Consider the following 11408-nt stretch of genomic DNA (forward strand, 5'->3'; position numbering starts at 1 on the left):
TGGAAGATAGGTTCTCTGGCAGATTTTTCAGCATGAAACCTTTTTCCAAATCCATATGGTGGAGCACTTGGTTACGGATCATTAGATTTTCCATAATAGTTTGTCCATTCTGTTATAGACAACGCGTGCCTTTCTTAATTAATAACCTGTATTTTGCTTAATGGCAGGATTTATTTCAATTTCTCTTCTGGGAATAGGCAGGATAAGCTCGTGCGGGGCTATAGAAAAGTTGAGGCCCTTTCCGGCATAGTAGGCATTAACCACCTCTTGTGCCCTGCCAGTTCTTACCAGGTCGAACCATCGGTGCGCTTCGTACGCCAGCTCTACTCTTCTCTCCTGCATTATCACCTCCCGCATCTCCGGCTGAGACAAGCCTTCCAAACTTTGCAAACCGGCCCGACGGCGCACTTCGTTCACATATTGCTGTGCGGATTCCGGGCTCCCCTGCTCATTTAGCGCTTCTGCATACATCAGCAATACATCGGCGTAGCGCAGGACTAAGAAATTAACGGCACCATCTCTTGGGTTTACAGCGGTCAGGTCCACAAACTTAAGGCCATGGCGGCTGTATTCGGTTGCTCCGGTCAGGTTGGAGGTAATGGAGTCGCCTACGGAGGCTTCTCTCCTGCTGTCGTCTGCTTCATAGGCATTCATCAGGCTCAGGGTTGGGGTTATGCGGCCAGAGCCCTGCTGATTATTGGCCAATAGCCCCGTAGAGGCCGGTGTAAACTGTACCGAATAGCTATTTCCTAAGTTCGCGCCCGAAATAAACTTCAGCTCAAAAATAGATTCGGGAAGATTCTCGTTTCCTTTCACAAACAGGCTTCTGTAATTTTCCGCCAGGGTGTACTGGCGTGCGTCTATTACTTCTTTCAGTTTGGAGGCGGCCAGGTCGTGGCGATGCTGGGTCAGATATACTTTCCCCAACAAAGTTTTAACTGATCCGCGGGAGGCATGCCCTTTGTTGGGGTTAACTTCAGCAGGCAGCAGGGTTTCTGCACTTACCAGGTCCTCTATAATCTTACCATAGACTTCATCTTTTGGCTTTAACGTTAAGTCTGTTGCTTTTATCTGTTCAGGGCTGCGGAACTCCACCTGGCTGATGGGGGCAGACCCAAAAGCTTGTACCATGATAAAATTGGCGTAAGCACGCATAAATTTTGCCTCTCCCAGTATCTTGTTCCTGGTAGCCTCATTAATGTCAGCACCTTCCAGGCGATTGATAATAACATTGCAGCGGGAAACAGTATAAAGTAGTCGGTCCCACACTGATTGAACAATGGTATTGGCCGGTGTAAGATTCATTTCATCAAACTCCACTTCTGTAATGGAGGAAGATGAAATAGAAATCTCCGCATTATCCGACATCAGTTCAGCTATGTAGAAGATATCGGTGTTGTACACGTCCCGGAAGGTTCCGTAAACACCGATCATGGCTTTTTCGAAGTCGTTTTCGGTCTTAAAGAAATTCTGGTCGTTTATCTGCGCTTCCGGTTGCAGGTCTAAAAAATCCTTGCAGGAAGTTAAGGCAACTATCAGGAACAGTATAATGATCGCTTTATTTTTCATGGCTTTGTTGCTGTAGGTTAAACTAACTTATTGAAGCGTTACTCTTAAGCCTAGTGTGAAAATCCTTGGGAGCGGGTACGAAAAATAATCTATCCCACTGGCCGCCACATTGTCGCCGGTTGAGCTTGACTCGGGGTCGTAGCCCGGGTAATCGGTAAAGGTGTACACATTCGCCACATCTCCGAACACTGTGAGCGCAGGAATCCGCAGTCTCTGCAGCAGGTTGTCGGGCAGCCTGTAAGACAGGTTGATGTTCCTGATTCTCACAAAAGAGCCATCGAACAGATACCTGGAATTGGAGCTGAGGCCTCTGGCGTAGTCGTTCCGGATGGCTCTGGGTACTATCCCGTCTCCCGGTTCCTGCTCCGATTTCCAGCGGTTGGCCACCAGGGCCAACTGGTTCTGCACACCTGCACTGTTCAGCACGATCTCTCCTCCCTGGAAATAAACCTGGTTTCCTTGCGTACCCACAATGGTCGTACTCAGGGTCAGGTTTTTAAAGGTAAGGTTATTCGTGAAACCGAAAGTGTATTTTGGCCAGGGGTTTCCTACAATAGTTCTGTCAGCATCTGTTATCACACCATCGCCGTTCACATCCTCAAACTTTAAATCGCCGGGCTGCACGTTGGGGTGTTGTTTGGGCAGGGCATCTACCTCCGCCTGGTTTTGAAACACCCCGATGGCATGCAGCATAAAGAAGCTTGAAATAGGATGCCCTACTTCCGTTATCTGGTAGGCCGAGTTACTTATTCTGGAACCTGTGGAGCTCAAGGCCAGCACTTTGTTCCGATTCATGCTGATATTGAAGTTCGTGTTCCAGGTGAAATTGGAAGATCTGATATTAACCGTGTTTAAGGCAAGTTCTAAACCCTTGTTTTCGAGTTCACCTACATTTTGGGTGGAAGATCCGAATCCTGAGATGGCGGGTAGCAGGCTATTGAGCAACAAGTCCTTTTTGTGGTTCCGGTATACATCTGCTGTCAGCGTAAGGCGGTTGTCGAAGAGGGAAAGGTCCATGCCCAGGTTCACTTCCTGTGAGCGCTCCCAGGTCAGGTTTTCGTTGGCCAGGCTTTGTGGTACAATGCCCAGCACCGGCTGCGCTCCGGACACATACCTGGAAATGCCGAGCAGACCGATGTGCGCGTAGTTCCCGATCAGGTTATTGCCGGAGGTGCCATAGCTGGCCCTGAACTTTAAGTCATTCACCGCTGTCAGGTTAGCCATGAATGGTTCTTTGGACACACGCCATCCTGCCGAGAAAGAAGGGAAAGTGCCCCACCTGTTATTTACCCCAAACCTGGAGCTGCCATCGCGGCGGATAGTGGCCGTAAAAAGGTATTTGTCGTGGTAAGTATAGTTTACCCTTGCCAGCAAAGAAAGCATCGACCACTCCGTTATAAAGTTGGTCCCGGCATTTACGTTTCCGCCTGCCAGAATCGGAATATAATCGGTAGGGAAATCCATGGCGCCGGCCTGGAACATTTCCAGGGCATCTTTCTGGGCCGTAAACCCTGCTACTGCGTTCAGGCTGTGCCGCTCCCCGAATACCCGCTGATAGTTCACGGTGTTTTCGTTGAGCCAGTTCAGGTTGGTGCGCTGGTGCGTTCCTGCGGTGGCCGGGCTGGTTTTGGCTCCCCACTCTCCTATTTCTGACGATTTCCAAAGCCTGGTCTTGTCTACAATGTAATTGACGCCCAGGGAAGTGCGCAAGGTAAGGCCATTCAGGATTTCATATTCCAGAAAGTTATTGTTGAAGATATTCGTGGAGTTGCGCCGGTCGCTGAATTCATCCAGAATAAGCAGCGGGTTTTCTACAGGCACTCCAAGCGGATCCAGTAGCTCTGAGCTGTACTGTCCGTTTTCGGTATAAATAGGAAGAGCGGGCGAATTGGCCAGGGCTGCTGAGATCAGGCCCCTTTGGCCCAGGTGACCTTCGGCGCGGGCAAAGTCACCGAATGAGTGGGAACCGGCCACCGATACGCCAATCTTTAAACGTTTTGTTAAATAGGCATCTACGTTGGTGCGGAGGTTAAACTTTTTAAAGTTGGAGCCCTCTATTATTCCCTCCTGATCGAAATAGCCACCTCCTACATAATAATTGATATCGTTGGCACCGCCACTTACCGATAGCTGATAATTTTGCATGGTGGCTGGCCTGAAAATTACATCCTGCCAGTCGGTGTTGGCCGGAAGTGCGGCCGGGTTCCGGAATTCAGGCTTAACGCGTGTGGCTCCTGATCTTATCTCATTTGGGTCGGAGGCGTTTCCACCGGCATACACCCAGGCATTGTCCCGGCCATCAGCCACGAATTCAGCAAACTGCTGCGCGTCCAGCAGGTCCAGTTTCCTGGCTACGGTCTGCACACCACCGGTTGCCTCAAAGCTGATGGAAGCCTTGCCCTGACGGCCCCGCTTGGTAGTAATGATAACAACCCCATTGGCTCCCCTGGAACCATAAATAGCCGTGGCAGAGGCATCCTTCAGAATTTCTATCGATTCAATATCAGCGGGGTTGATGGTGCTGAGCGGATTGATTTTGTTAGCGGTGTTGTTGGCCATGCCACTTGAGGAAAAAGAGTTTCCGTTGAAGCTGCTCACATCTGAGCCGCCACCTCCGGCACCAATTGCATAGCCGTCTATCACATACAGGGGCTGGTTTCCGCCGGTAATAGAGCTGATACCCCTAATCAGGATATTTACGTTCCCGCCCGGAGCTCCTGTTGTTTGCGTAATCTGCGTACCTGCCACTTTGCCCTGCATCATCTGGTCAAAGCTGGCTGATGGAGTTGGCAACAGCTGCTCACTGGTCAGGCTTACCATCGAGCCGGTCAGGTCTTTTTTCTTCTGGGTGCCATACCCCACCACCACAACTTCCTGCAACAGCTTCTGGTCGTTATCGAGCGCAACATGTACAACAGCCCTATTTCCGACAGCTACTTCCTTGGGGTTGTATCCTACAAAGGAAGCAACCAGAATAGCGTTTGGACTCACTGATAAGGTAAAGCTGCCAGTTACGTCGGCTGTGGCGCCGTTCATTGTTCCTTTCTCCACGATCGTGGCCCCGATAAGCGGTTGTCCGCCATCTGCGGCTGTGATGGTTCCGCTGATCTCAATTTTGCTGCCTGATTGTGCTGCCAGCTTATTTTCAAAGCCTGTTAACTGTAACACCACGTAAATCAAGCCCAGAAAAAGTACTTTACTGTTTACATATTTCATCGTAGTTTATCATATAGGTGAGGCAATGAGTTTATAGTACTACTTGTAATCTTAATAACTGAGTAATGCTGAAAAGTTGATCTTACATAAAACATCCTAACGCACTAAGTTAAAACAGGCAAAAAAAATAGCTCCATTTTATGTGCCTTAAGTTAGCTGCGATGTATTGTCGGTGTTGTTCATAGATCAACTTAATGTAAAACCTGATAATATAAATTAATTATTTTGGATAAGTTACTAGACTCTCTTTTTAGCTCTATGGGGCAATTTTAATTGGTTAGTACTCTTAACGCACTAAGCATGTAGCAATAATAAAAAAATATCCTGAAACAACCTAACACCTGTAAGTCTTTTACCAATTATTTCTTCCATGTTTAGGAGCAGCAGAAGCAGAAGAGTGCTCAGGAGGGTGTTTTTGATTAGAATAATATGGGTTATGCTGAACAAGCTTATAGGGCCAGATGGCACTTTCTGAAGCCTCTGGTACACCTCCCATTTCATCTAAATGCAGGTGTCGTATTTAAAATACTGCCCAATCGGCCTGGCTCCGTCTGCTGACTTGGCCTGCAGCACGAGGTCAGCGGGCATCGAGGATTAGCACCCAGTCCTGGTCATCGCCTTGTGTGGGTGGGGAGAACGCTTTGGTGCCGGAGTTTTTGAAATTACCTCCTTTGCTTACCGTTCCGGTTCTGGGGTTAAACCAGGAGGCCTTTATTTTTTTCCCGGAAATAATTCCCAATTGTAATGTGAAAGGCAGCCCCGAAGCGGAATAAACAAAGCTGTATTCCGTTCCCCGGGTTGCCTGAATTCGCTCTTTATAATGATCAGAAACCGGGCTTACGATCATCGACTGATCCGGCACCCGCTCCAGCAGGGGGCGCGACTCCATCAGTTGCCGCACATGTGTCATGGCGTTGGCGCCAGGCAGGTCCAGCGACTCGTACCAGGGCTTGGTGGCATCTATATGCCTTTTACGTTCCGGCGCGTACATCTGCCACACGTTATTGCAGCCGTAGGTGTGGCCATGGGCACCGGCAAACAAATTTAAATAAGCCTTTCGCCGGATATCGGTGGGATCTGCGTAGCCGTTTTTCTCCAGGTTAAAGCACACGGGAATTTCTTCGTACATCGGCTCCCCATCCATGGTCGGCTTTACGGGTGACAGATTATAATCGTGCGTGATCTTGTCCCAGACTTTGGTGTCGGCGCAATGCCCGGACTGCCACATGTTAAAATCCAGCCAAGGTTCGGCATGAAACCACTTCGAGGAATTTGTTTGCGGGTGGAAGGTCATCATGGCATTTTGGTTGCCGCCTACTGCTTCGGTTATGCCTCTGGCCAGTGCGCGCCACACCTCTACATCCTCAGAGCCATCGCGAGGGTTGCGGTCGCCGCCAATTACCCAGATTATATTTTTCCGCTCTTTGTACCGGTTGCCGATATACCTGCCGTAGGCATAGGCGTTGCGGTAATCGAGGATCTCAGGCCCCACCCCCCACTTATTCTTAAACAGCTTGTCGCCCCAGGTGGGCAGCAGGGCCATGTGTAAACCCAGTTCAGCAGCTTTATCCAAAATAAAATCTACGTGCTCAAAATAAGCTTCATTGGGTTTTAAGAGATCGTTCCCGTGCAAAGGCGTGTGCCCATAGGGGTTCGGGTCGTTCAGCCCATCATGCTCGGCCAGGACGACGGCCTGAATTACAGTAAAACCCTTTTGGGCCCTGTTGGTTAAGTACATGGTTGCTTCTTCGCGGTTTAACCTGTGAAAAAGCTCCCAGGCCGTATCGCCCAGGTAAAAAAACGGTTTACCATTGGTGTACACCAGGTACCGCCTGTTGTCGCTTACCTTTAAATCAGTCTGCGCTCCCGACAACATTGGAATAGTGAGGGCGAGGACTACAAACAAGGCTTGTACATAGTATTTCATAGGGAGTAGCGTTTTTGAAACTTTGATAAAGAACCTAAATCAAATTATTTAAATGAAAATGCCCCTCCCGAGGCATTTTTTCTGCTGCTGCACCTGCTGAAGCTGCACCTGGAACCAGCAAAATCAAAACATAAAGTACCTGGCTAAAAGCTTTATGTTGGTGTAATTCATCAGCTAAAGTTAAAAAACTATTCCTGCTTAAACCTTGCTTCCTTATGGTGAGGCAGCACAAATTATTCTGATGAAAAACCTCTTTGGGACTGCATCGAATTCAACATTAGGAATGATGGCAAATGTGCTTTGACAACAGCTATCGTAGCAATTTTCATCTGCTTATAATTCGTGAGTTGCTGAATTTATTCCAACAGTTTTACTTCAAAAGGCTTTTCATCAGAATTTTCACCTGGCCTTGTTAGAGATAAGTTGCATGCGTTTCAGTAAGCGGTGAGTAAGGCAGTTTGGGCAACACTGTTTCAGATACCAGCTTGCTCCACGTTGCCTTATTTTTAAAACTGCACGATAAATTTGCGGCTCATCTTGCTGTTTGCATTGTAGAAGGTGGCAATGTATAAGCCCGACGACAACCTCTGTACCGGCACCTCCAGTGCGTTAGTTCCCTCGGTAAAAGCATATGGTAGCTCTGCCAGTTTTCTGCCCAGCATATCTGTTATAATGACCGTACCTTTACTGTCAGCGGAAACTGTGGCAGCGATATGAATAGCCCTTTCTGTTGTTGCCTTAATGTGCAGTTGATCCTTTTCTAGTACATGCTTTGTGGAGTACAAGGCATTGGAGGTAACACTGCCAGGGTTTTCCAACTGCTGGTGAGACGAAAGTTGAATAAAATCGATACCTACGGCTTTCCCTAAAGATGCTTCCTGCACCGGGCTCGGTACATCGAACCGGATGATGCGCGCATAGCTCTTGCTGCTCCAGGCAGCTATCTGGCTTAGGTCCAGGGTATATTCCTTAAATTCAGTGTCGTTGCTGCTGATCTCAAATTCCAGAAAGTTAGCGACGTTGTCGCCTACCGGCCCCCACCAGTAGAACCTGGCTTTGGTTTCCTCTGTATCGTTTTTCAGCTTAATGGTGAGGTGCTTATACACTTTCGGTTCGATGGGCGACATGGCTGGCACATCGTAGCGGATGTTGTTGTAGGTTTGGGCGGCGGTCAGGTTCAACACGCCTTCTTCCGTAAAGGCACCGGTATAGTTCACGATGCTCCAGCCTTCTGCCTTGTTGTTCACCACGGGCTCGTTGAATTCCCAGCTATAGGTAAACACCTGTGGCAAAGCCGACAACAACTTAACCTGATCTACCTGCACCTGCTTGCCCTGGGCAGCAGCACTTGCCACGGCAGGCACATCAAATCGAATCAGGCGGATGCTGCTTTTGCCAGTCCAGGCCGCGTTCTGGCTCAGGTCTAAGGTATATTCCTTTACACCTGTGTCGTTGCTGCTGATGTCGAACTCCACGAAATTTGCCACATTGTCACCGACTGGTCCCCACCAGTAAAACCTGGCTTTCGTGTCTGGGGTCTCATTTTTCAACCTGATAACAGCGTATTTGCTCAGGTTTGGGTTAATGACATTGCTGGCCGGCACATCGTATTTTATGTGCTGGTAGGTCTGGTTTACGACCAGGTTCAGCAGGCCTGCCTCAGAAGCTGCCTGGGAATAGTTCACAATGGTCCAGCCATCTATGGTGTTGTTCTGAACGGCTCCGTTAAAGTCCCAGATATGCGTTTCCGGGTTATCTTCTACTTCGTTCGTGCATTGGGTTTTTGCAGCAGTGTATTTTTCCAGTATCGCCATCTGCGGCCTGTCCACGCCGCCAATGGGTTCTACAGCCAGTTTGTACGTATTCCACCAGGGGCCGGCAGCCCAGTAGGTGCCGTTAATGCAGTTATCCCGCAGGTAAGCCAGCATATTGTCGAGTGCAACCAGCCAGCGTTCATCGTCGTCAGGCACACCATACTCGCCTACAAAACCTCTCAGGCCGTTCTCACGGAGCCACCTCACAAAGGGAGCCGTGCGGGCTATGCCAATGGTTGGGTTGGCCTGCTCCCCATCGTAGGTCTGGTCGTACTTGCCGGAAGCATCATCGTCGAAGTACACATGCGCCTCAAAGATCAGGTTGTCGGAGGGGTCCTGCAGGTTCTTCAGGTTATCGCTGGCGGCCGGCCAGCGGGCAGCGGAGCTCCAGCTGTCGCCTCCTACCACAATAGTGGTTTGGGTATCGATGCTTCTGATGCTGGTGATGATGGCTTGTGCAATATTAAACCAGGGGGTGGATGCCAGCATGCCGTGAGGCTCATTCATGATGCCATAGCCCCATATATTTTCATCGTTTCGGAACTCATTGGCCAGTTTTGCCCAGGCATCTGCCACTGTGGCCACAGGCAGTTCCGGGTTTCCGATTATGAACTCCACCCCGTTTATTCTCCGGCGGCCGTAGTTGTGCATGTCCAGCAGTACCCATACACCACGGGCCCTGGCATCCGCCAAAAATGTCCGCATCCGGGCCAGCTCCACCGGGTCGAGCGGTCCGTTCAGTTCCGGCTGTATCCGCTCCCACTTAAAGGGCATCCGGACCAGGCCCAGCCCTTTAGATTTAAAGTAGGTCAGTTCTGCAGCGTTGGGGTAGGTGTAATCCGTACCGAAAACGCCGGGTATGTTTGAACCGAACTCAGCACCGGCCAGGTTCACGCCAAAGGAAGCCGGTTCTCTGGCAGGCATGGGCTCCAATGGCTCCGGTTCCGGAAGAGGCAATACCTCGGTGGTAAGTTTAATGACATCTACCTGCACGTTTTTACCGAAAGAAGTAGCATGCAAGGGGCTCGGCACATCAAAGCGGATGATGCTAATAGAGCCGCTCCACCTGCTGTCTCTGCTCAGGTCTATCTTATATTCTTTGAACTCCGTGTCGTTGGCAGATACAGGAAACTCTATGTAGGCGGCCGTAGCGGCACTCCCCCACCAGTAGAACCTCGCCATGCCATTCCCAGTCTCGTTTTTTAAACGGATAACAGCTGTTTTGCTCTGCGCCGGATCTATGGCATTGCTGGCAGGCACATCGTAGCGGATATGGTTGTAGGTCATGTTGCCGGTCAGGCGCAGGATGCCGTCAGTGGTGCTGGCATTGCTATAGTTCACGATGGTCCAGCCTTCTACCTTATTGCCAACTACCGGCTCTTCAAACTCCCAGCTATGCGTGTTATTTTCGTTAGGATCGGTCTGCGCGCCCAGGCTAATGCGGTAGGCATGTGTAACGGGCTTGTTGATCGTATAGATATGGTCGGCTACGGCAGCGACTTGCTGCTCGGTTTCCTGTTCCTGTGGCTTCTCCAGGAGGTAAGCATCAAACAGGCTTTTGTTGGCGGCATAAACCGGATCGTTTATAGTTCTCAGGTTGTCGATATGAGCTTTAACCTCTGAAAAAGCCGCCTGCTTCAGGGATGCCGGGAGGTAGTTTATCTCCAGCCGCTTTATATCGCGGAGTTTGCGCTGCAGCGAACGGTAGCGCATGGTCTGGGCCCTCACCTGCACGGCCTGCCTGTATTGCGGTGTGTTTTGCTCCAGCGCCAGGTTTACGCCCTTATTTAACTCTTCGCTGGTGTAGTTTCGGATAAAGATGCCATCAATGGTAAGGGCATAGTCGCCTTTGGGCAGCGCTGCCACTTTTAGCAGCTCAGCATTCAGTTCCTGCTGAAACGGCACCAGTTCCAGCGCAGATGCTGCCTCAGCTGGTACCGGGAAAGGCAGGCTTTTGGCAAGGTGGTTAAACTCTATGAGGTCGTTCCCTGTAACCAGGTTGCTCACCGTACAGTCTTTACATCTTTGCAGCTTGCCGCTCCGGATGCTGATTTCCGACACGAATCGGGGGGCGCCCGTATCTTTCAGAAACTGATAGGCCATTATAAAATTGCCGGGCGTACCCGGATGGATGCGGTCGTTGCTGATCAGGGTGGCTTTGGGGTTGGTTGCCTGCACCTGCTGGTTCAGGTTGTTCAGGATGCTAAAATAATCCACCACCTTCAGGTTGTATTGCTGTGCCAGCTCGTCTATGATGACCGTGCATTTTTGCAGGGCATCGTTCACGCCATACATGTTGGGGGCTGGCAAATCGCCTGTCTGGTCGTATATAGATGGCTTTTGCAGAATTACCCTGGTGTTGGCCTGCAGAAGCCTCTGAATAACCTGGTTCAGGTAACCTCTGTAGTCATCGATTGCCCGCTGTTTCTTTACTTCGATGTCAGGTTCATTTTGCCGCTCTGGCGCGTACAAGCCTCTGTTCACATCGTTCATGCCGGCCATTACAACCGACCAGTCGGCTGGTTTGCGCAGGATGTCTTCGTCCATTCTCCGGAGGAAGTTGTTGGCGTTGTCGCCCCAGATGCCGGAATTGTAAAAAGTTACTTTTGAGTCGGGGAAGCGGGTGGCGTAGTACAACATAATAAAATTATGGAACTCCCCGCTATGCGTAATGCTGTTGCCAATGAAGTTGATGCGATCGCCGTTCTTAAAAATAATGTCCTGGTCTTGCCGGGCAAAGGAAAGGTGGTGCAGCACCAATACCAGCAAAAGCGTAAGTAAAGCTGTTTTCTTTCTCATGGTTTTTATGTGTGAGGTGAAAGGTTTGCAGGTTTGGTGGGTGCTGCAAAGACAATAGGCCGGCGGCCCTGCAGAAGCTCGTT

Annotated in this window: 4 protein-coding genes; all 4 read right to left on the reverse strand. The window is 50.0% G+C overall.

All coding sequences use genetic code 11. From position 1 onward, the window contains the following. Positions 1-138: 138 nt before the first annotated feature. Positions 139-1569, reverse strand: a complete 1431-nt coding sequence (locus tag FJM74_RS00930; protein WP_187260675.1) for a RagB/SusD family nutrient uptake outer membrane protein — start codon at positions 1567-1569, stop codon at positions 139-141. Between the two features lie 27 nt (positions 1570-1596). Beyond that, positions 1597-4785: a SusC/RagA family TonB-linked outer membrane protein gene (locus FJM74_RS00935; RefSeq protein WP_187260676.1), complete on the reverse strand. Its 3189-nt coding sequence runs from the start codon at positions 4783-4785 to the stop codon at positions 1597-1599. 577 nt (positions 4786-5362) lie between these two features. Next, positions 5363-6712, reverse strand: coding sequence for a glycoside hydrolase family 140 protein (locus FJM74_RS00940; protein ID WP_187260677.1), 1350 nt, complete (start codon positions 6710-6712; stop codon positions 5363-5365). Positions 6713-7218: 506 nt separating this feature from the next. Then, positions 7219-11325, reverse strand: a complete 4107-nt coding sequence (locus FJM74_RS00945; protein WP_187260678.1) for a cellulase family glycosylhydrolase — start codon at positions 11323-11325, stop codon at positions 7219-7221. Between the last annotated feature and the right edge of the window lie 83 nt (positions 11326-11408).

Origin of the sequence: Pontibacter beigongshangensis, from assembly GCF_014332515.1 — a bacterium.
Classification (GTDB): Bacteria; Bacteroidota; Bacteroidia; order Cytophagales; family Hymenobacteraceae; genus Pontibacter; species Pontibacter beigongshangensis.